This is a genomic window from Paenibacillus sanguinis 2301083 = DSM 16941, from assembly GCF_000374825.1.
In the GTDB taxonomy this organism is placed as follows: domain Bacteria; phylum Bacillota; class Bacilli; order Paenibacillales; family Paenibacillaceae; genus Fontibacillus; species Fontibacillus sanguinis.
Map to the genome: position 1 here is coordinate 128,044 of NZ_KB895386.1, position 20,435 is coordinate 148,478.

Sequence of the window (20,435 nt, forward strand, 5' to 3'; positions counted from 1 at the left end):
GATTGCGTATTTGCGTAGTTCCCGTCTTTTTAGATTATGGATAAAAAAAGGGTGTCCCACAAGTCATTATCGATGACTGAGGGGCACCGTCTTTTACAATAAGCGAAGCGGGTGATGGGAATCGAACCCACGCTACCAGCTTGGAAGGCTGGAGTTCTACCATTGAACTACACCCGCAATATGCTAATGGTCGGGATGACACGATTTGAACATGCGACCCCCTGGTCCCAAACCAGGTGCTCTACCAAGCTGAGCTACATCCCGAAAACAACAATTTAGCGAAGACAAAATATAATATACCACTTCCCGGAAAGAGTTGCAAGAACTTTTTCCGGTGCTCTTATCAAGGATTGTTTTTAGGGTATAAAAAGCAGGTCACTAAAGGTCAGGAATGGACGTGTTTTACTCGCCCAACTTGCCCGTCCTGCAGGCGGACCTTGATTCCATGAGGGTGATTGGGGGAGTTAGTTAAGATATCCTTGACGATGCCGCGGGTCAGCTTGCCGGTAGGCTGGTCCTTTTTTAATACAATATCCACGGTCAAGCCGGGACTAATATTTTTGCGTTCGTTGCCGTTCATCGTTGAGTTCTCCTTTAGCTTAAAGTGTGTGTTCAAGATTGGATGAAGCAGGGACTGAGCAGCGGGGCGTACGTATTGAGTACGTGAGCATCGGAAGGCCCGGATGAATTCAAGACTCGATGTTGAACGTACCTCTTGAACCACTTCGTGATCAAAAGAGGACTTTTTGAACTGCCGCTTAAATGTTTAGCTCGATTAAAGATACCATATTTATGCCCCGCCTTGCCAATGATGAAGAATTTAGCTTATAATAACAGAGTGAAAGCTAGGTGATTGCTGGCTGAATGCTTTAAGAAGGTATAAGAACCATAGTGATTTACATGCAATGATGGAGAAGAGTAAGCAACAGCCTCCTGACAGGGAAGAGACGTCATTGATTGAGAGCGTCTCTCGGGGAAGACGGCTTTGCCGAAGTTCACTCTGGAGCAGTTCCTTGAACCGCTGGCTGCGGGCCGCTTGTTGGCCTGAATAAAGGCGTAGTAGAGGGTACCGGCTGCGAGCCGTTATCTCGTTAAAGTGAAAGCAGTCATATGCCTAGCCGCTCCACCGGGGATAGCGGAAGCAATGCTGTTTTAACAAGGGTGGTACCACGGTCTTTTCGTCCCTTACGGGAGAAAGGCCTTTTTTTATTTTGTTTTATTAGGAGGAGCTATTGATGAAAGAACGTCTGGAACTACTCAAAACGGAGGCGCTCAAGGCGCTCGCGGAGACGTCTGATGCGGGGCATTTGAATGAGCTGCGGGTCAAATATTTAGGTAAAAAAGGTGCGTTAACTGAAATTTTGCGGGGAATGGGTGGACTGAGTGCGGAGGAGCGCCCGGTGATTGGTCAGGTCGGCAATGAGGTGCGCGGCGCTATTGAGGCGGTCATCGAAGAGAAGCAGTCCTATTTCCAGCGCCAGGAGACGGAGGCGCGGTTGGCGGCGGAGAAGGTTGATGTAACTTTGCCAGGACGCCCTCTCAAGCAGGGAAGTGTTCATCCTCTGAATCAGGTCATCCAGGAGATTGAAGATATTTTTATCGGAATGGGCTACCGGATTGCCGAGGGGCCGGAGGTCGAAACCGACTATTACAATTTCGAGGCGCTGAATTTACCGAAAAACCATCCGGCTCGCGATATGCAGGATTCTTTCTACCTGACCGAGGATTTGCTCATGCGGACACATACTTCTCCGGTGCAAGTACGGACGATGGAAGCGATGCAGGGCGAGGTACCGGTGAAGGTGATTTGCCCGGGCCGCGTGTTCCGGCGGGATGACGATGATGCGACCCATTCGTTTCAATTTCATCAGATTGAAGGTCTGGTGGTGGGTAAAAGAATTCGCATGAGTGATCTGAAAGGGACCCTTCTGGAATTCACGCGCAAAATGTTTGGACAAGATACGCAAATTCGTCTGCGTCCAAGCTTCTTCCCCTTCACGGAACCCAGTGTCGAGGTTGATGTGACGTGTATGAAATGCGGTGGCCACGGATGCCGGGTGTGCAAGCAGTCCGGCTGGCTGGAGATTCTTGGCAGCGGAATGGTGCATCCACGCGTGCTGGAGATGAGCGGTTATGATCCTGAAGAATACAGCGGCTTTGCCTTCGGGATGGGAATGGAACGGATCGCCATGCTCAAATACGGAGTGGACGATATCCGCTATTTCTTCAATAATGATATGCGGTTTCTTCAGCAGTTTGCCAGAGTTTAATTTTACTGTGAGAAAGGAAGGGGAACAGCTATGAAAGTATCAACCGAATGGTTGTCAGACTATATTTCGCTGGATGAAGTCAATATAGAGGAGTTGGCTGAGCGAATTACCCGCTCCGGGATCGAAATTGATTCTGTTGAGAACCGGAACCAAGGCGTAACAGGAGTTGTGGTTGGTTTTGTCAAAAGCAAGGAAAAACATCCCGATGCGGATAAGCTTAACATATGTACCGTCGATGCCGGACAGGAAGAGGATTTGCAGATCGTTTGCGGCGCCAAAAATGTGGATGCCGGGCAGAAGGTGCCGGTGGCCTTGGTTGGGGCTAAGCTGCCAGGCGGCTTGGCGATCAAGAAAGCAAAGCTTCGCGGGGTTCTTTCGCAAGGCATGATTTGCTCTGCCAAGGAACTTGGAATGAATGACAAGCTGTTGCCCAAGGAGCTGCAGGAAGGTATTCTCGTATTGCCTGGGGACACGGCAGTAGGAACGCCAATTACCACGCTGCTTGGCCTAGACGATAAAGTGCTGGATTTCGATTTGACGCCAAACCGCTCCGATTGTCTCAGCATGTTGGGGGCCGCCTATGAGGTAGGTGCTATCCTGGGCCGTGATGTGCAGTTGCCGCAGCCGGATCAAGAGCTGACTGAATCGGCGCAGCAAGCTGGGGAACAGATCAAGGTTCATATTGCTGCTCCCGAGCTCTGCAGTCATTACGCCGTGCGCTATATTTCCGGCGTCAAGGTCGGGACATCGCCGTTATGGATGCAAAACCGCTTGATGGCGGCAGGCATTCGTCCGATTAATAACATTGTTGACATCACTAACTATGTAATGCTTGAATATGGGCAGCCTCTGCATGCTTTTGACGCGGATCGGATTCGCGGCGGAATGCTCGGCGTTCGCGAGGCCAGAGCAGGCGAAAAGCTGGTGACCCTGGATGGTCAGGAGCGTTCGCTGGAAGCCGGAGCCCTCTTTATTGTAGATGGAGAGGATCATCCGGTTGCATTGGCAGGTGTGATGGGTGGACAAGACTCCGAGGTTACGGAGCAAACCGTCAATATCGTCCTGGAGTCGGCAAAGTTCGATGGTGGTACGGTTCGCAAAACCTCCCGTACACTGGGCTTGCGTTCGGAAGCCTCGCAGCGCTTCGAGAAGGAAGTTGATCCGGAAGCGGTCATTCCGGCACTGAATCGCGCAGCAGCATTCATGTCTGCACATGCGGGTGGCAGTGTAAGCAAAGGCATCGTAGAGGCAGTACAAGGGCAGACGCAGCAATTGGTGATTGAACTGCCGCTGCAGAAGGTCAATGACTATTTAGGTACAGACATTTCCTTAACGGAAGCTAAAAATATTTTCGATCGTTTGCATTTTGCTGCGACGGAGACGCAGGGTGCGCTGAAGGTACAAATTCCAACGCGGCGGGGAGATATCACCCGAGACGTTGATTTAATTGAAGAGGTAGCGAGATTGTACGGGTACGACCGGATTCCGACGACGATGATTGAAGGTGTAACGACGGCAGGGGGCTACACCAAGCCGCAACGCCTGCGCCGCTCATTGCGCAGTCTGCTTGTCCACGGTGGCTGGCAAGAGGTCATGGGGTATTCCTTTATTCGTGAAGGGGCAAGCGCCAGCTTCCCGAGACTCGTCAAGGAGGACCAAGAGATTCGTCTGGCCATGCCGATGAGTGAGGAACGTAGTGTACTGCGGGGAAGCTTGTTGCCGGGCATGATGGAGATTGCCGCCTATAACCGGAATCGCAAGCAGGATAATCTGGCCTTGTTCGAGTTCGGCACGGTGTTCTTATCCGATGAAGACAAGCTGACTCGGCAACCACACGAATTTTCGGTGCTTGGCCTGCTATTAACAGGCGAGCGTACAGAGAAACGTTGGAATATGACGGCAGAGAAGGTTGATTTCTTTGATCTGAAGGGAGCGCTCGAAAGTCTCTTTGCTTATTTGGGGCTGGAAGAGCAAATATCTTATGAGGCGGATCAGCCCAAGGGCTTTCATCCGGGACGCTCGGCTTCCGTTTATTTAAATGGCCCGAAAGGCAAGCAGAAGCTGGGTTCGCTGGGGCAACTTCATCCTGAGGTGCAGCGTGAGATGGATCTCGAGGATACTTATACAGCAGAAATACTGCTGGGACCATTGTTTCTTGAGGCCGGGGAAGCTGTGGCTTACCACGAATTGCCACGTTATCCGGCGATGCAACGCGATATTGCAGTTGTGGTGGACACTGAGGTGGAAGCTGGAGCCCTCATTGCTGCTATTCACGAGACTGGAGGAGAATGGTTGGAGTCGGTACAAGTATTTGACGTATTTACCGGGTCCAAACTGGGCGAAGGCAAGAAGAGCGTAGCCTTGTCCCTGGTCTACCGCGATAAGGAACGGACGCTGACGGATGAAGAGGTGACGACAGTCCATAATCAGGTCGTGGATCGTTTGTCGCAAACTTTTGCGGCTGAGCTTAGAAAATAGCAGGAATTGGGCAAAGTCACATCGAATCAAAGTAAGATAACCGATTCGATGTGACTTTTGTGTATGATCAGACATCAGGAGACGACATATGAGGAACAAAGGAGGCACAAAGCTTTGAGTAACCCAGGCCGAATTAGCGTGAACGTAGAAATCTATGGAAATTCTTATAAAATCGTCGGCAGCAGCGCGGAGTACATGAAGCAGGTTGCACGCCGCGTTGATGAACATATGCGCAGCATCTCTCAAGTATACACTCATTTGGATACCCCCCGTCTGGCTGTATTGGCTGCCGTGCGAATGGCTGAGGAAGCCATCAAGGTGGAGCAAGTGCAAGCCGAATTGCAGAGTATGAAGCAAGAAAAGGCGGTTGTGGACCAGGAGAACGGGGTTCTTCAAAGCCTGCAAGCCAAGCAGGAGGAGATGTACAAGGCACTTCAGGAAGAACATCAGAAGCTAAAGGATGAGCGAAAGCAACTCGCCGAGCAAAAGGAGAAGCTTGAGGCTTCGTTGCAAGTTCAGGAAGGCGATGCTGGCAAGCTTCGCAGCCGGGTGCAGGAATTGGAGCGCCAGCTTGGCGAGCAGCGGAATAGCAATTCCCAGCTGCAAGCCAAGCTGCGCCAAGCGGAGCAGCAAACCTCCAAGGAGAAGGAAGCGGGAGCCAAGCTTCAGCAACAGCTTCAGGAGGCGATACGCAGTGAGCAAGCAGCAAAGACCGCAGAACAGCGGGCACAACACCATAGCAGCAAGCTGGAACAGCAATCCAAGGAGCTTCAGGATAGGCTCTTTGGTGCGGAAGCGAAGGCCAAGCAATTGCAGCAGCAATTGCAGGAAGCCAAAAGCCTGAAGGATAAGCTCCGTTCTGAAGTAGCAGCAGCGGTACAAAACGAGAAATCCTGGCAGAAGCTGGCGGAGAAGAGAAATGAGGAGCTTAGCGGACTGGAAATCAATTTGCTGGATGCCGAAGGGCGCAACGAGCAACTGTCCGAGCAGCTCCAAGCGCAGAACATCGAGTTTGAGAAAACGGTCAGCAGGCTAAAGGCCGAGCAGGGCAAGGCGGCTGCTCTGGCAGGTGAATTGGATGCGTTGCGCTTGAAGCTGGAGCAGGGAGATCGAGAGCGCGAGAGCGCCATGCTCTCTGCCAGATCTGCGGCAGAAGAGATGCGGCGTTTGAAGGAAGAGTTGGATGGGTGGCAAGATCGCATCCAAGAACTGGAGAGCGAACGCAAGGAAGCGGCGGATTTGGCAGAGGAACTGGAGCAGTTCAAGTTGGCCGCTGAGGAACGAGAGCTGGTGTGGAAGAAGCAATGGGCTTCCGCTGAGCGTGAGCTAAACTCCTGGCGCGAGAAGGAAAGTGAAATGCAACGGCAGCTTGATGAATGGCAGCAGGAGAGTGCAGCAGGCAGCGAGCAGGCCTTGACTCTGGTACAGGACGTGGAGTCGTTGAAGGAACAAAAGCAGCAGCTTGCTGAGCAATTGCAGCAAGTGACCGACAGCTATGAGGTTGTCTCGCATGAATATCGGTTGATGCAACTGGAGCGGGAGAACGAGCGTGAGAAGATGGCCAAGCAGGAAGAGGAATATCAGCGCTTGAAGAACGATTACGCCAAGCTGCAAACGGAATTTAACGAATGGATTGAGTTGATTGAGCAGGACCAAACCTGATTGAACGATCCAGAGCCCCGGCTAGGTGCCGCGGGCTCTGTTTGATCTTCCTATTCAACAATGGTGGTAGAAACCATACAGCAAGCATATTGAACAGGTTTGACTAATTGTTGAACATCCTAATAAGCGGAGTTATGTATGAGACAAAAAGGCCCCCTACTCCGTATGAAACGAGAGGAAAGCCTTTTTGCTCTAAGCAGTCGTACTTGATTATCGGGTCGATCTTTCTCTCCCTGCGTCAAAAGGGGTTGCCACAGGAATGAACAGGTCGATGATACCGATGACCAATGCGGCCAGCAGAGCGCCGATGAGTGAGACGGATACGCCGGCAATGATGAACTGGGCAAGCCAGATCACAAGTGCGCTTGTAAGAAAGCCGACGATTCCCCGTCCAAAGGGGTTGACCCTTCTCCCGAAGATGCCTTCAACAGCCCAGCCCAAAAGAGCAATGACCAAAGAGAGCAACAGGGCGCTGCCAAAACCGCCGATATTAAATTGCGGTACAAGCCACCCTACAACAAGCAGAACTAGGGCGGAAACGATAAACCTTACGACATGTCCTAGAAAATTCATGTACATAGCCTCCTTCTTTGGAAAATGTGTACACTGGCTATTACACAATTAGCATGTTCCATGAAACGTGTTCTTATGTGTGCAGGGGGCAAATGGCGAAAAATGAATGGTTTCGTTATAATAAAAGCATAGTTTGAGGGGAGTCGTGAACGTTCTTGGACGAGAAAATTTTAAAAACAATGGAATATCGAAAAATTATAGATCAATTGGTTCATTTTTCTCAAACGCCTATCGGCAAGCAAGCGGCTGAAGCTTTGCTTCCCGTCAGCGATCTGGGGGATGTCAAGCGCATGCTTCAGGCCACCGATGAAGCATTTAAGGCGGATCGTCTTAAAGGAGCGCCTAGCTTTGGCGGTATCGTAGATATTACGCCGGCGGTCAAGCGGGCGCGGATTGGCGGAACACTAAATCCCCATGAGCTGTTGGGGATTGCCACAACGCTGGAAGGCTCGCGTCGAATCAAGCGATACATGGCAGCGATGCATGAGGAGCATGTGCTGGAGCTGTTAGCGACGCTCAGCGAGGCTCTTAGCGATCAGAAGGCGCTGGAAGAAGCCATCAAGCGTTGCATTGATGATAACGCTGAGGTACAGGATTCCGCCAGCTCTGAATTGGCCCGGATTCGCCGCGAGTTGCGTGGGGGAGAAGTGCGGATCAGAGAGAAGCTGGATACGATGATTCGTTCCTCCAGCGTAGCTAAAATGTTGCAGGATCAATTAATCACTATTCGTGGCGATCGCTTTGTGATTCCGGTTAAGGCGGAATACCGCTCTCATTTCGGGGGTATTGTACATGACCAGTCCGGCTCGGGAGCCACGCTGTTCATTGAGCCGGAATCGATTGTAGCGATGAACAACAAGCTGCGGGAGACGAGACTTAAAGAAGAACGCGAGATTGAAGTCATATTACAGAAATTGACAGCACTTGTGGGAGAACAGGCTGAACTGCTGCTGTACGATAGCGATGTACTGGGGCAGTTGGATTTTATATTTGCCAAAGCCAGATTGGCCCGGGAAATGAAGGGAACACTGCCGCGAATGAACGACCGTGGCTTCCTGAAGCTCAAAAAAGGGCGTCATCCCCTCATTGCACAAGATAAGGTTGTGCCAATTGATGTGGAGCTGGGGAACCAGTACACGACCATCATTGTCACGGGACCAAATACAGGCGGGAAAACGGTGACCCTTAAGACCATCGGTTTGCTTAGCCTGATGGCCATGTCCGGATTGTTTGTTCCGGTGGAGGAAGGAAGCCAGCTCTGCGTGTTCGATGCCATTTATGCGGATATCGGGGATGAGCAGAGCATTGAGCAAAGCCTTAGTACCTTTTCCAGCCATATGAAGAATATCATCTCCATCCTGTCGAGAATGACACCCAAAAGCCTGGTGTTGCTTGATGAACTTGGCGCAGGCACCGATCCTGCCGAGGGCTCGGCCCTGGCGATAGCTATTCTGGAGCATATTCATACAATGGGTTCCAGAATGGTAGCAACTACCCACTACAGCGAATTGAAGGCATACGCCTATGAGCGCAAGGGGGTTGTCAATGCCAGTATGGAGTTTGATGTGGCTACCCTAAGTCCCACCTATCGGCTGCTGGTGGGGGTTCCTGGTCGAAGCAATGCCTTCGCCATCGCCGAGCGCCTGGGCCTGCCCGCCCCGATTCTGGACTACGCCCGGGGGGAAGTGGACGAAGAGGATATGCGGGTAGAGAGCATGATTGCCTCCCTGGAGCAGAACCGTTTGGGTGCCGAGCAGGAGAGAGAGACGGCGGAGCAATTGCGGCGGGAGCTGGAAGCTCTGCGCAGTCGCCATACCGCTGAACTGGAGAAGCTGGAGCAGCAGCGCGATAAGCGACTCGAGAAGGCGGAGGACGAGGCGGCGACCATCATTGCCAAAGCCCGTCAGGAAGCGGAGAAGATTATAACAGAACTGCGCCGCTTGGCCCAAGAGGAAGGAGCGGCTGTCAAGGAGCATAAGCTGATCGCTGCCCGCAAGCAACTGGAGGATGCCGAACCGCAGAAGCGGAAGAAGACCCCGGTAACTCGCAAAACTGGCAAGACGCCTAGGCAGATTGAGGCGGGCGACGAGGTGATGGTATACAGCCTCAATCAGAAGGGCCATGTCGTGGAGCTGTCTGGCAGCAAGGAAGCAGTGGTCCAGCTAGGCATTATGAAAATGAAGGTTAGCCTGGATGATATGGAGTTAATCTCGGCGGCCGCGGCTCCCAAACCGGTCCAGCGCACTGTGACCAATCTCAAGCGCACGCGGGATGATCAGGTGCGGAGCGAACTTGACCTCCGCGGCTCCAATCTCGAAGAGGCGCTGATTGAAGTCGACCGTTTTATCGATGAAGCTTACCTTGGAAATTTGGGTCAAATTTACATTATCCACGGAAAAGGAACAGGAGTTCTGCGCACCGGGATTTCGGATTATTTGCGAAAGCATAAACATATCAAGAGCTACCGCTTAGGCAACTATGGAGAGGGCGGAACGGGAGTTACCGTAGCAGAATTGAAGTAAAGCATGAGCGCAAGAGAGGAGGACGGGCTTGAACCATAACATTGATCCATTGTTGGAGCAGCCGCTGGGACTGATGCTCGGTTACTTTTCCGTAGCGGTGTTGGAATTGATCGTTTTTCTTTCCTGTTTTGAATTGCTGGCGAGATATCGTTGCTGGCAAGAAATCAAACGCGGCAATATGGCAGCGTCGCTGGCAACCGGGGGCAAGATATTCGGCTTGTCCAATATTATTCGGTATGCGGCGGATCATCCTTCCATTTATGATTTTATGATCTGGTCCTCTGTGGGAGCGGTACTGCTGCTTGCGGCTTATGTGTTATTTGAATTTTTGACGCCGGTATTCAAGATTGATGAGGAAATCGCGAATGGAAATACCAGCGTTGGCTTTATAGCGCTGGCAGTCTCTGTTTCGATGTCCTTCTTGATCGGGGCTTGGGTGGTTTAGGTTGGGTTCAAGGAGGCAGCGCAGGATGAAAAATCTCATAAGAGTATTATATATCGCTGCCGTGCTGTTTTTGGCTGCAGGGATTATTTTTTTGATGAAGGGATGAACGTAAAGATGGAAACGACAATTTGCCCATGGTGCCAAACGGAAATCGTCTGGGACGAAGAGCTTGGTCCGGAGGAAGAGTGCCCGCATTGTCATAATGAGCTTAAGGGCTATCGGACGCTGAGTATTACCCTTGGAGAGGATAACGACTTTGAGGAAGAGGCGGATGACCATCCCTTCAACGATCGGAAGCATTTGCATCCTGCAGATAATGATGATGGAGATAATGCCTACTGGGATGATGAAGATGAGGCTTCCCATCTTGGCGGAATACATCGTCTGGAAGCATTTGCGGCTGCCGGAGGCGACTTGCTCAAATATGAATCCGGTGTGGAAAAGCTTCTTGACAGTCAGGAGGAAGTGCCTGAATGCCCGCATTGCCGCGAGTATATGCTCTATGCCGGCAAGCAGCCATTAACAGCAGAGCATGGCTTCGGAGCCGTACAGCCCTCCGGGCTGAAAGAGCCGTTGCTGGCGGATTCTGCCGAGCTTAACGTGTATGTATGCACGGCCTGCTTTCATGTTAGCCGTTTTCTGACGGAGGAAGCCCGTCTTTCGCTTATGCGTGTCATTAGCGGTGAAGAGGAGCGCTGATCTTCCATAAGTATCCCGATTTACTTAAGGTGACAACTGCCAAGAAGCCCTGTCCCAATAAGGACAGGCTTCTTTTTGCGTCTAGGATATCACCTGCAGGTTATACCCATTCGTTTGGCGTTTTAAATCCAGGATTGCAAAAGCTAACTTGGCATGGCTTGTTTTTCTAGTCAGATGTCATAAATTCATGTAATATAAGTATTAAATTATTCTGACGGCTGCCGGAAAGGTTTGGGGCTGTTGGAAGCATCGCTGGAGGATGAGGGATGAAACAACTAAGCGAATTGAAGCTCAAACTGCTGGACCTCCTCAAAGAGGATGCCCGCCGTGATGCGAACTTACTGGCAACGCTTGTGGGCGTTACGACGGAAGAAGTGGCGGAAGCCATTAAGGAACTGGAAGAGGACCATATTATCGTCAAGTATGCGACGGTCATGAACCCGAGCAAGCTGGATGATGACAAGGTTACGGCGCTGATTGAAGTGCAAATCACTCCGGAGCGCGGGCGTGGTTTTGAAGCCATTGCCGAACGGATTTATTTATTTCCCCAAGTGAAATCAGTCTATTTGATGTCCGGGGCGTATGATTTACTGGTCGAGGTGGAAGGCCAGAATTTGAAGGAGGTCGCAAGCTTTGTTTCTGACAAACTATCGACCTTGGAGTCGGTATTGTCCACAAAGACGCATTTTATTCTGAAAAAATATAAGCAAGACGGCATCATCTTTGAGGACCCGGAAGAAGACCGCCGCTTGCTGATTTCTCCGTAAAGGAAGTAATGAGATGAGCATTCAATCACAAGGTGCCGAGCAGTCTGAAAAAACGATGTCATCCTATTTGGCTCCACTGGTCAGAGAGATACAGCCTTCGGGCATTCGTCGCTTTTTCGATCTGGTCAGCGGCAGCAAGGATATTATTACACTTGGTGTTGGTGAACCTGATTTTATTACGCCCTGGCATGTACGGGAAGCTTGCGTATATTCGCTGGAGCGCGGCTACACGAGTTATACATCCAATGCCGGAACGCCTGAGCTGCGTGAGGCCATTGCCGAATATTTATATACGAGCTACAACGTAAAATACAATCCTAAGGATGAAGTTCTGGTTACGGTGGGGGGCAGCGAAGCTATTGACTTGGCCTTGCGCGCCTTGATTGAGCCAGGTGATGAAATTCTCGTCCCTGTGCCTTGCTATATTTCATATTCTCCAATCGCTTCCATTGGCGGAGGGGTGCCGGTCGAAGTTGAGACTTACGCTCGCGATGAGTTCAAGCTGCAGGCTGAGGATTTGCGTGCCAGGATTACACCCAAATCAAAGGTGCTCATCTTGAACTATCCAAGCAATCCGACCGGCGGCATTATGACCTATGAGGATTGGCTGCCTATCGCCAAACTGGTAGAGGAGCATGATTTAATCGTCATCTCCGACGAAATCTATTCGGAATTAACATATGGGCAAAAGCATGTAAGCTTTGCTTCGATTCCGGGGATGCGCGACCGGACCATTCTGGTCAACGGCTTCTCCAAAGCATTTGCCATGACGGGCTGGCGTATGGGCTATGCTTGCGGACACCCGGATTTGATTTATGCCATGCTTAAGATTCACCAATACACCGTAATGTGCGCTCCCGTGATGGGCCAAGTCGCTGCTCTCGAAGCTTTAAAGAACGGGCTGGAGGAAAAAGATCACATGATCGAATCCTATAATCAGCGTCGCCGTCTGGTTGTCCAGGGGTTGCGGGATATCGGCTTGGAATGTCATGAACCGCAAGGGGCATTCTACGCTTTTCCCAGCATTGCATCGACCGGCCTGAGCTCGGAGGAATTTGCCCAACGTTTATTGCTTGAAGCTAAAGTAGCAGCGGTCCCGGGCAATGTGTTTGGAGCAGGAGGAGAAGGATTTTTACGTTGCTCCTATGCAACAGGGGTCAATCAGCTAAGCGAAGCTTTGCAACGCATGGGTGAGTTTGTCCATCGATTAAAGCAGGGATAAAAGGAATACACTGCCGGGAAATGGAGCTTATTAACAATTCTTTCATTTTCTAATTGATTATTCATTGATTAACATGGTATAATTCGATTTTGGAAGAAGCTTTAGTTTCTCAGGGAGGGATTTCTTTGCGTTGTGGTGGATACAACCTGCCATTCAATAACTTTTTAATCGCTGAAGGACATGAACCGAATTTATGGATGGATGGAGCAAATGACCCCAATTCACCACATGCTGTCACGCTAGAGGAAGAGATATACCTGCTGCGCAGTAAGATGGAGAAGCTGTTTCTGCAGGAGAACTCTTTTACCTCGGATATTGTTATAGAAATCAGCAGCTTGCTGGATCTGAAAATAAATGAGTTTATGCGAGTATCCCAAAAGAATAAATGATCATTTTATATGAATTTGTTGAAGAAGGAGGCCGTAAATCGGTCTCCTTCTTCATATGAAGGGGACATGGCGATCGGGCGGGCTCCTATCCAGCGGGACGAGGTTTTATGATAAAATGGAACGATAGGATGCAAATAGGAGGAATCACAAATGGCCATCTATACACGTACCGGTGATCAGGGTCAAACCTCGGTCATCGGAGGTAGAGTTGATAAAGATGATGCACAGGTGGAGGCTTATGGCTCAATCGATGAGTTGAATTGTTTCGTAGGCCAGGCTTGCAGTCTGATTTATGAAGAACCATTTATCGGTCTTCGAGAGGAACTGCTGCAAATCCAACAGGAACTGTTCGATTGTGGCTCAGACCTTGCTTTCGTCAAGCTGTCCGACAGTCGGCGCTACAAGATGACAGGGGAGCCTATCGAACGCTTGGAGACCTGGATTGATCAGCATCAGGCAGAGAATCCCCCGCTTGAGAAGTTTATTATCCCTGGCGGAACGCCGCTTGCATCTGCCCTGCATGTTTGCCGGACCGTGTGTCGCCGGGCAGAACGCCGGGCTATTACACTGAGCCACAGCAAGGAGCTTAACCGGGAAGCTTTGAAATATTTGAACCGCCTGTCCGATTATTTCTTTGCGGCTGCTCGTACAGCGAATCGCCTTGCACAAGTGGCGGATGTCGAGTATTTGCGGAGCCGGAAGGTGTTTGGCAATAAATCATGAGTGAATATTACGAGCCGATCACTTACCTTGTCACCGAGGCTGAACAAGGGTGGACGGTCAAGAGCGTATTGCAGAGGCGGCTTGGGGTTTCTCGCAAGCTGATGTCACGTATCAAGTTGACAGAACGCGGAGTTGAGTTGAACGGAGAGCGTGTGTTCATCAGTGTGATGGTTAAGGCCGGAGATATGGTGAGTATATCTCTGGAGAAGGAAAGCTCCAACGATATCCTGCCTGAGCCTATTCCGTTTGATATCATTTACGAGGATGCGGCTTTGTTGGTCGTTAATAAAGCCTCCGGGATTATTGTCCATCCAACACATGGTCATTATACAGGCACGCTGGCTAATGGGGTGGTGCATTACTGGCAGGAGAAGGGTGAGCAATTTCGCTTCCGCCCGGTGCATCGGCTGGACCAAGAGACCAGCGGACTGCTTGCCATCGCCAAAAATGCTTATGTTCATCAGCATATTTCCGAACAAATGATTGCAGGGAAGGTCCTGAAGAAGTACACGGCTTTGGTGCATGGCTGCCCGTCTCCTGGTGAGGGAACGCTTGAGGGCCCCATTGACCGGGATCCGGCTGAGCCCCATCGTCGAATTGTGACGCCTTCGGGCTATCCGGCGTTAACCTTCTACAAGGTTGTGCAGTGTTATGGACAAGGGGCGCGAGTAGAATTGCGTTTAGGCACAGGCCGAACCCATCAGATTAGAGTTCATATGGCGGAGTTCGGGCATCCGCTGATTGGGGACAAGTTCTATGGCCTTCCTCAAAAGCCGGCGTTGGAGCATGGGGATATCTCTGCGTTGCCAACCAATCAGGACTGGAACGAGGCGATAGGCAGACATGCTCTGCATGCTTCTGAACTGGGCTTTCGCCATCCTTTAACCGGAGAGGACCTGGTGTTTCAAGTAGAATTGCCTGACGATATGCATCGCTTGCAGGAGCTGATGCGTACAGGCGAACATGCTGTTTAATAGATCGAGCAGGGAGGATAACTGAATGAGCCAATTGATCGTTTACCATTATCCGCGCTGCGGTACTTGCCGTAAGGCGATCCAGTGGCTGAAGGCCAAGGGGCATGAGCTGGATTTGCGTCCTATTCACGAGACACCGCCAAGCGCCGAGGAATTAAAGCAACTGGTAGAACTGAGTGGACTGGAATTGAAGAAGTTCTTTAATACGAGTGGAGAGGTATACAGAGAACTGGGTCTTAAGGATAAGCTGGCCGGGATGATGGAAGCGGAGCAGCTTGCGATTCTCGCTGCGAATGGCATGCTGATTAAACGTCCGATCGTTTGGGATGATCAAGCGCTCGTGACGGTAGGGTTCAAGGAAGAAGAATACGAGCGAGTCTGGGGTTGAGGTGAAAAGTTAAACAGCACGTGGCAAGGATAAAACGAAGGTGTTCAGGAAGGTGGCTAGGCCGGAAGTGAATGTGGTACAGAGTGGGAAAGACACAATTATGTTGGTCGATGGGATGGCCTTGATGTTCCGGGCCTATTATGCATCGGCGGCCTCCGGTTATATCCGGCGGACGAAGGCGGGAGTGCCAACGAATGCAGTATATGGATTTATGCGTTATTTCTGGGATGCTGTGCAGCGGTTTGGACCAACCCATATTACTTGTTGCTGGGATCTGGGCAGCAAAACATTTCGAACAGAGCAATTCAGTGAATACAAGGGGAATCGCTCAGAGGCGCCGGAAGATCTGATTCCACAGTTCTCCATCATTCGCGAGGTTATGGATAGCTTGGGCATACCTAACATTAGCTGCCCTGGCTATGAGGCGGATGATTGCATTGGCACTTTGTCTGCCCGTTTTGGACAGGAAGGCATGGATGTGCTGGTGTTGACGGGAGATCATGATATGTTGCAGCTAGTTAGCGAACGTACGCATGTCCTCATTATGAAGAAGGGCCATGGCAACTATATGGTGTATACCCCGGAGGTTTTGAAGGAAGAGAAGGGCTTGACTGCACAGCAAATTATCGATTTGAAGGGTCTGATGGGAGATACAAGCGATAATTACCCTGGTGTGCGGGGCATCGGAGAGAAGACGGCCTTGAAGCTGGTGCAGGAATATGGCTCCATTGAAGGCATTTTGGCCAACCTGGAGCAGCTATCCAAATCGGTTCGCACAAAAATCGAGACCGATCTGGATATGCTGCATTTATCCCGGCAACTGGCCACGATACGCTGCGACGTAGAATTGAACTGCGAGGCTGATGTTTGCCGTTTTGAGCTTAATCCTTCACTGGTTGTATCAAAATTTGAGGAGCTGGAAATGGCGAGTATCAGCTCCTGGCTTGGTGTTGTCTAGGTGATTAATCCGTAAAGTAGGGTTCACCGAGGACCTGATAGAGAAAAGTGCGGAGCTCAGCAGCTTCTTCTTCATTTAAGCTAAAGAGATGTTCGAGATAACCCTCTTCGTCCAGATCATCGGTGCCTAGAATAGCGGTTCGGCCATTTTGTATGTCGGCTACCAGCTTTTTGCCGTAGAAACGGTTGGTCGTTGTAACGGCCAGATCAAACCGTTTTAACGAACCGCCGATGAAGGTAACGAAGCGGGTTGAGGTGCTTTCCGTGCTATCGGATAGAAAATCAAGTTCTTGACGTGGCGCATTCATCGGTTAAGCCTCCTTAGATATGAGTGAATGTTTGTCACTATTATACCGGAAAATGTAGCGATGAGTAGCAGCACTATTTTGCATTGACAGCCAAATAGAATGTGGTATTATTAGGGATATCAGGTTACGTCTGGAGGAAGCACCTCTGTTGCGCTTAGCGCACAGAGGTGCTTTTTTTGCATTCTCTTGGCCTGGAGAAGGGCAAATAGGCTTGGTTGGCGTAACCGAACATTTTTAAGGAGGCGGAAGGATGCGAATCGTATTTCTGAACAGCTTGGAGAAGAAGAGTGGCGGGGTGGTGAGGAAAGGAGCCCAGGTCTGGATTGGGGAGGAAGAGGGAGTATGGCGGATGGGCTGGAACGAGTTCATCGCAGATGGACAACAGGAGGAGCTTTGGTATGAGGGAGCCTCCTGGTCGGAGATGCTTCATATTTATCGTCATCGTCTGGCAGCCAGGATGGCGGAGGGGTTTCACCCTGTTGTAGAGGGAATCTGGGATGAAGGGCAGGCCTTCAACAGACGTGGGTTGGCGGCGCAGAAGCTATTTTGTTATAGCGAGATCAATGAAAATACTGCGGTGTACGAGAAACTGGCGGCTTGGCGGAGGAAAAAGGCGTCCGCAGAACGCAAGGCTCCCTATCTGATTGGCAGCAATCGGTTGTTGCGGATGATCAGCGTGTTCCTGCCCCAGACGGAAGAGGAATTGCTCCAACTGCCTGGCGTCGGACAGAACAAGGCCAGCGAATTTGGCGCCGAGGTGCTGGATATTACCCGAAAAGAGCAACAAGCGCGAATCTTTCCTTTGGATTGGGTGGATGAGGAACTGGATGCCGAGGTGTTTCGTTCCTGGATGTACAAGCAGAAGGAAAACAAATACCGCGAGGAGATGGAGAAATACGGGATTCGCCGGGCTGTGCTGGAGGCGTTGGCTGCTGATCTCAAATTGGCAGATATTTGTGAAAGAACGGGCCTGGAGCGTCGAGAAGCTATTGAGCTGCTGGAGGACCTGGGCAAGGAGGGCTACAATATCGATCAGCTAGTTAGTTTGGAGCTTGCGGAGATGTCGGAAGGAGAACGGCAGGCGATCTGGCAGGCTTACGAGGAGCTGGGCGACGCCTTGCTGAAGCCGGTGTTGCAGAAGGTGTATGGCGACCATACTGCTGATGCCGAAGGAGTTAATACGCTATACGAGCGTTTGCGGCTCATCCGCATTCGTTACCGCCACCATCAGGAGAGCGCTCGTCAGGCAGGTTAACATGCATCATAAATAAAGGCCAACGATAGGAGGCAATTATTCCCCCCCGTTGGCCTTTATTTACTTATAGAGGTTGTTCAAAAAGTCGCCTTCTCCGAAAACATGTAGCTCCGCTACTTACGTCCCTAGCTTCATCGGGGCTTAAGCGTTTTGAAAAAACGCACATCGGAAGCCTAAGCTTTGGTCCAGTAAACCCGACTTTTTGAACTCGCACTTAAATCCAATCCCGTTTCCGGAAAATGTAGAACATGCCTAAGCCCAGTACAGCCATAATGCCCAGGACAATGAAGTATCCATATGGGGAATGCAGCTCAGGCATATTATCAAAGTTCATTCCGTAAATACCGGTAATCAGTGTAAGCGGGATGAATATCGTCGTAATCGCCGTAAAAACACGCATGATTTCGTTGGCGCGGTTGGCGATGGCAGCTTGATAAGCTTCACGTAAGTTGCCTACAAGCTCGCGAAATGTATCAAAGTTCTCGGATATTTTAACGGCATTCTCATGGATATCGCTAAAATATTTCTGTAATTGATCATCAATCAGCCGCAAGTCCTTCTTGTTAAGTACATTGATGACTTCCTTTTGCGGACCAAGCACTTTCTTTAACCACAAAATCTCGCTTCGCAGCCCGATAATTTCGTTCAGATGAGAGCGTTTGGTGTGCATCAGAATATCCTCTTCCAGCTTCTCGATCTTGACTTCGATTCGGTCGCCGACGGTAAAGTAGTTATCAACAACCAAGTCAACCAGGAGATACAGAAAGCGGTCAGGCTCGCTCACCTCTTGCTCCCATAAAATTGGCTTTACCGCGCGCAGCTCGTTAATTTTTTGTTTGGTTACCGTAATAATATAATGCCGCCCCAGGAAAAGGCTCAAGGCGCGCAGAAAAATTTCCTCGTCATCGTACCGAATACTGTTGACAACAATAAAGTAATGGTTATCATAGGTTTCAATTTTGGGACGCTGCTCCTCTTCGGTCAGGCAGTCCTCTACAGCCAGATCATGCAAGGAGAACAGCGGCTGCAGCAGTGCCAAATCGCTTACGTCTGCATCAATCCAGTAGAAGCCTTCCTCCGGTGGGGTTGTCGTTAATTCCACATTTTCAACCGTAGTGAAAACGCCGGCTTTGACATGACGGATTTTCATAAACTTTCACTCCCTTTCCCCGGACACTTTGGTCAGGGTTTGCTCTAATTAGAGCATAGGAAAGAGAAGGCTGGCTGCCTGGTAACGCCAAATAAGGCGTTTATGCAAACACCGGGAAATGAAAGTGCCGCAAGCGTTCCGCAGGCACCCAGCGGTTCGGTTTCCTATGCAATTGTAATGCCTGGGTAGTCCTCTGCGGACTCGGGTCGCCTTCCATCCTCGGTTTCACCTCGCTATTGCCAGTTTTGTTCGCGTTAAGCGTTGCCTTAAAGCCCAGCCAGGCTCTCAAGGCACTTGTCTAGTATAACGCCTGCCAATGACATGTTTCAACCTAAAACATTAATGTGATTTTTCTCCCAGGTTCTTGACGGAATGCTATCTGATACATTAAAGTGATGACAGGGAGTAGGCGTTGAGCCATATTTCCTCTAGACCAATTAAATATAGCGAAATCTTATCAAGAGCAGGTGGAGGGACTAGCCCGATGATACCCGGCAACCGGCGATGCAACCCATCGCAGCGGTGCTAATTCTTGCAGAGCGAGCAAGCTGTAATGGCTTGTCCGTTTCTGAGAGATGAGAGAGGCGCATACCGGATACGTAATGACCTTTCTCCCCCGTGAGAGAGGTCATTTCTTGTACTACTATGCCCCTTCGTTCAAACGATATGATTTGTACGCTACAACAAGAAGGAGTTGATCTTAGACCATGCCGATCAAAGTACCGGATCACTTGCCGGCCAAGGAAGTGCTGACAAGCGAAAATATTTTTGTCATGGACGAGAGCCGGGCTTATCAGCAAGATATTCGCCCTCTGCGCATCGCTATTTTGAATCTGATGCCAACCAAGGAGACGACAGAGTCGCAAATTTTGCGGTTGCTTGGCAATACGCCGCTTCAGGTAGAAATTGTATTGCTGCATCCTGGCTCTCATATTTCAAAGAACACGCCTGCGGAGCATTTGGAAATGTTCTACAAGACCTTTGAGGAGATCAGAAATCTTCGGTTCGACGGAATGATTGTGACTGGAGCGCCGGTGGAGCAACTGGAATTTGAAGAGGTCAATTACTGGTCAGAATTGCAGGAGATTTTCGAGTGGACCAAAACACATGTGACCTCCACCATGCACATCTGTTGGGGGGCACAAGCCGGTTTGTATCACCATTATGGTGTACGCAAAGTGCCCTTGGCGAAGAAATGCTTTGGTGTGTTCTCGCATACGGTTACCGCTCCTCATGTAAAGCTGCTGCGAGGGTTTGACGAGGTGTTCCAGGTTCCACATTCCCGTCATACCGATGTGTTGCGTTCCGATATCGAACATCAGCCAGAACTCAAAATCTTGGCCGAATCCGAGGAGGCGGGCATTTATCTGGTGGCCGCCCAGGATGGGAAGCAAATATTCGTAACCGGACATTCGGAATACGATCCTGATTCCCTGAAGTGGGAATACGACCGGGACGTGGCTAAAGGAATGGAGATCGAGCTGCCTGTGAACTATTATCCCAATGATGATCCTTCCCGGGCCCCTAGGTCTACCTGGCGTGCACATGCTAACCTTTTGTTTTCCAATTGGCTAAATTACTATGTGTATCAAGAAACGCCTTATGACATCGATCAGTTGGCGGACTTTGTATATCAAATTTGAGGCAGGAGTG

At 50.3% G+C, this 20,435-nt stretch carries 19 protein-coding genes, 2 tRNA genes and 1 riboswitch; of the genes, 15 read left to right on the forward strand and 6 right to left on the reverse strand.

The features are described from left to right. Positions 1-106: 106 nt before the first annotated feature. From C557_RS0116815 to C557_RS0116825, 3 genes are all read right to left on the reverse strand, one after another. Positions 107-177, reverse strand: a tRNA-Gly gene (locus tag C557_RS0116815). A 10-nt stretch (positions 178-187) separates the two neighbouring features. Then, positions 188-264: transfer RNA gene (locus tag C557_RS0116820), tRNA-Pro, on the reverse strand. Positions 265-385: 121 nt separating this feature from the next. Further along, positions 386-580, reverse strand: coding sequence for a YwbE family protein (locus C557_RS0116825; RefSeq protein ID WP_018753058.1), 195 nt, complete (start codon positions 578-580; stop codon positions 386-388). 655 nt (positions 581-1,235) lie between these two features. Here C557_RS0116825 and pheS point away from each other — a divergent pair. The 3 genes from pheS (at position 1,236) to C557_RS0116840 (ending at position 6,410) form a co-directional block, all read left to right on the forward strand. Further along, the gene (gene pheS, locus C557_RS0116830; RefSeq protein WP_018753059.1) at positions 1,236-2,270 is read left to right on the forward strand and encodes a phenylalanine--tRNA ligase subunit alpha; all 1,035 of its coding nucleotides are present in this window, start codon (positions 1,236-1,238) and stop codon (positions 2,268-2,270) included. Between the two features lie 30 nt (positions 2,271-2,300). Next, entirely contained in the window at positions 2,301-4,748 is a 2,448-nt protein-coding gene (gene pheT / locus C557_RS0116835) for a phenylalanine--tRNA ligase subunit beta (protein WP_018753060.1), read from the forward strand. 114 nt (positions 4,749-4,862) lie between these two features. Beyond that, a complete protein-coding gene (locus tag C557_RS0116840) occupies positions 4,863-6,410 on the forward strand; it encodes a cell division protein ZapA (RefSeq protein WP_018753061.1) in 1,548 nt (515 codons plus the stop codon). 210 nt (positions 6,411-6,620) lie between these two features. Here C557_RS0116840 and C557_RS0116845 read toward each other — a convergent pair whose 3' ends face one another. After that, positions 6,621-6,983: a phage holin family protein gene (locus tag C557_RS0116845; protein ID WP_018753062.1), complete on the reverse strand. Its 363-nt coding sequence runs from the start codon at positions 6,981-6,983 to the stop codon at positions 6,621-6,623. A 155-nt stretch (positions 6,984-7,138) separates the two neighbouring features. Between C557_RS0116845 and C557_RS0116850 the strand changes: the two genes are divergently transcribed. The 10 genes from C557_RS0116850 (at position 7,139) to C557_RS0116900 (ending at position 16,070) form a co-directional block, all read left to right on the forward strand. Continuing rightward, positions 7,139-9,505 carry an endonuclease MutS2 gene (locus C557_RS0116850; protein WP_018753063.1) on the forward strand — a complete coding sequence of 789 codons (2,367 nt, stop codon included), beginning with the start codon at positions 7,139-7,141 and terminating at the stop codon, positions 9,503-9,505. A gap of 28 nt (positions 9,506-9,533) precedes the next feature. After that, a complete protein-coding gene (locus C557_RS0116855; protein WP_018753064.1) occupies positions 9,534-9,950 on the forward strand; it encodes a DUF350 domain-containing protein in 417 nt (138 codons plus the stop codon). Positions 9,951-10,064: 114 nt separating this feature from the next. After that, the gene (locus tag C557_RS0116865) at positions 10,065-10,649 is read left to right on the forward strand and encodes a hypothetical protein (RefSeq protein WP_018753065.1); all 585 of its coding nucleotides are present in this window, start codon (positions 10,065-10,067) and stop codon (positions 10,647-10,649) included. Between the two features lie 266 nt (positions 10,650-10,915). Continuing rightward, entirely contained in the window at positions 10,916-11,416 is a 501-nt protein-coding gene (locus tag C557_RS0116870) for an Lrp/AsnC family transcriptional regulator (RefSeq protein WP_018753066.1), read from the forward strand. A 13-nt stretch (positions 11,417-11,429) separates the two neighbouring features. Next, positions 11,430-12,638, forward strand: coding sequence for an aminotransferase class I/II-fold pyridoxal phosphate-dependent enzyme (locus tag C557_RS0116875; protein WP_018753067.1), 1,209 nt, complete (start codon positions 11,430-11,432; stop codon positions 12,636-12,638). 125 nt (positions 12,639-12,763) lie between these two features. Next, on the forward strand, positions 12,764-13,027 hold the full coding sequence (locus C557_RS23700; protein WP_018753068.1) for an aspartyl-phosphate phosphatase Spo0E family protein: 264 nt from the start codon (positions 12,764-12,766) through the stop codon (positions 13,025-13,027). A gap of 150 nt (positions 13,028-13,177) precedes the next feature. Continuing rightward, positions 13,178-13,750: a cob(I)yrinic acid a,c-diamide adenosyltransferase gene (locus C557_RS0116885; protein ID WP_018753069.1), complete on the forward strand. Its 573-nt coding sequence runs from the start codon at positions 13,178-13,180 to the stop codon at positions 13,748-13,750. Next, positions 13,747-14,724: an RluA family pseudouridine synthase gene (locus C557_RS0116890; protein WP_018753070.1), complete on the forward strand. Its 978-nt coding sequence runs from the start codon at positions 13,747-13,749 to the stop codon at positions 14,722-14,724. The genes C557_RS0116885 and C557_RS0116890 overlap by 4 nt, the downstream gene beginning before the upstream one ends. Positions 14,725-14,749: 25 nt before the next feature. After that, the gene (locus tag C557_RS0116895; RefSeq protein ID WP_018753071.1) at positions 14,750-15,112 is read left to right on the forward strand and encodes an arsenate reductase family protein; all 363 of its coding nucleotides are present in this window, start codon (positions 14,750-14,752) and stop codon (positions 15,110-15,112) included. A gap of 73 nt (positions 15,113-15,185) precedes the next feature. Next, complete coding sequence (locus tag C557_RS0116900; protein ID WP_026263537.1) at positions 15,186-16,070, forward strand: 5'-3' exonuclease; 885 nt, start codon at positions 15,186-15,188, stop codon at positions 16,068-16,070. Between the two features lie 4 nt (positions 16,071-16,074). Here the strand turns inward: C557_RS0116900 and C557_RS0116905 are convergent, their stop codons facing one another. Then, positions 16,075-16,377: a DUF3055 domain-containing protein gene (locus tag C557_RS0116905; RefSeq protein WP_018753073.1), complete on the reverse strand. Its 303-nt coding sequence runs from the start codon at positions 16,375-16,377 to the stop codon at positions 16,075-16,077. Between the two features lie 250 nt (positions 16,378-16,627). On the opposite strand from C557_RS0116905, the gene C557_RS0116910 reads away from it, so the two are divergent. Continuing rightward, a complete protein-coding gene (locus C557_RS0116910) occupies positions 16,628-17,632 on the forward strand; it encodes an HRDC domain-containing protein (protein WP_018753074.1) in 1,005 nt (334 codons plus the stop codon). Between the two features lie 214 nt (positions 17,633-17,846). Here the strand turns inward: C557_RS0116910 and corA are convergent, their stop codons facing one another. After that, on the reverse strand, positions 17,847-18,782 hold the full coding sequence (gene corA / locus C557_RS0116915) for a magnesium/cobalt transporter CorA (protein WP_018753075.1): 936 nt from the start codon (positions 18,780-18,782) through the stop codon (positions 17,847-17,849). Between the two features lie 451 nt (positions 18,783-19,233). Continuing rightward, a riboswitch (SAM riboswitch) is annotated at positions 19,234-19,364 on the forward strand. Between the two features lie 125 nt (positions 19,365-19,489). Between corA and metA the strand changes: the two genes are divergently transcribed. Then, positions 19,490-20,425, forward strand: coding sequence for a homoserine O-acetyltransferase MetA (gene metA, locus C557_RS0116920; RefSeq protein ID WP_018753076.1), 936 nt, complete (start codon positions 19,490-19,492; stop codon positions 20,423-20,425). Positions 20,426-20,435 lie beyond the last annotated feature (10 nt).

Excerpts from the sequence above, each read along its gene's own strand:
- C557_RS0116825 (WP_018753058.1), bottom strand. The coding sequence starts at position 580 with ATGAACGGCAACGAACGCAAAAATATTAGTCCCGGCTTGACCGTGGAT.
- pheS (WP_018753059.1), top strand. The coding sequence starts at position 1,236 with ATGAAAGAACGTCTGGAACTACTCAAAACGGAGGCGCTCAAGGCGCTC.
- pheT (WP_018753060.1), top strand. The coding sequence starts at position 2,301 with ATGAAAGTATCAACCGAATGGTTGTCAGACTATATTTCGCTGGATGAA.
- C557_RS0116845 (WP_018753062.1), bottom strand. The coding sequence starts at position 6,983 with ATGAATTTTCTAGGACATGTCGTAAGGTTTATCGTTTCCGCCCTAGTT.
- C557_RS0116865 (WP_018753065.1), top strand. The coding sequence starts at position 10,065 with ATGGAAACGACAATTTGCCCATGGTGCCAAACGGAAATCGTCTGGGAC.
- C557_RS0116870 (WP_018753066.1), top strand. The coding sequence starts at position 10,916 with ATGAAACAACTAAGCGAATTGAAGCTCAAACTGCTGGACCTCCTCAAA.
- C557_RS0116875 (WP_018753067.1), top strand. The coding sequence starts at position 11,430 with ATGAGCATTCAATCACAAGGTGCCGAGCAGTCTGAAAAAACGATGTCA.
- C557_RS0116885 (WP_018753069.1), top strand. The coding sequence starts at position 13,178 with ATGGCCATCTATACACGTACCGGTGATCAGGGTCAAACCTCGGTCATC.
- C557_RS0116890 (WP_018753070.1), top strand. The coding sequence starts at position 13,747 with ATGAGTGAATATTACGAGCCGATCACTTACCTTGTCACCGAGGCTGAA.
- C557_RS0116895 (WP_018753071.1), top strand. The coding sequence starts at position 14,750 with ATGAGCCAATTGATCGTTTACCATTATCCGCGCTGCGGTACTTGCCGT.
- C557_RS0116905 (WP_018753073.1), bottom strand. The coding sequence starts at position 16,377 with ATGAATGCGCCACGTCAAGAACTTGATTTTCTATCCGATAGCACGGAA.
- C557_RS0116910 (WP_018753074.1), top strand. The coding sequence starts at position 16,628 with ATGCGAATCGTATTTCTGAACAGCTTGGAGAAGAAGAGTGGCGGGGTG.
- corA (WP_018753075.1), bottom strand. The coding sequence starts at position 18,782 with ATGAAAATCCGTCATGTCAAAGCCGGCGTTTTCACTACGGTTGAAAAT.
- metA (WP_018753076.1), top strand. The coding sequence starts at position 19,490 with ATGCCGATCAAAGTACCGGATCACTTGCCGGCCAAGGAAGTGCTGACA.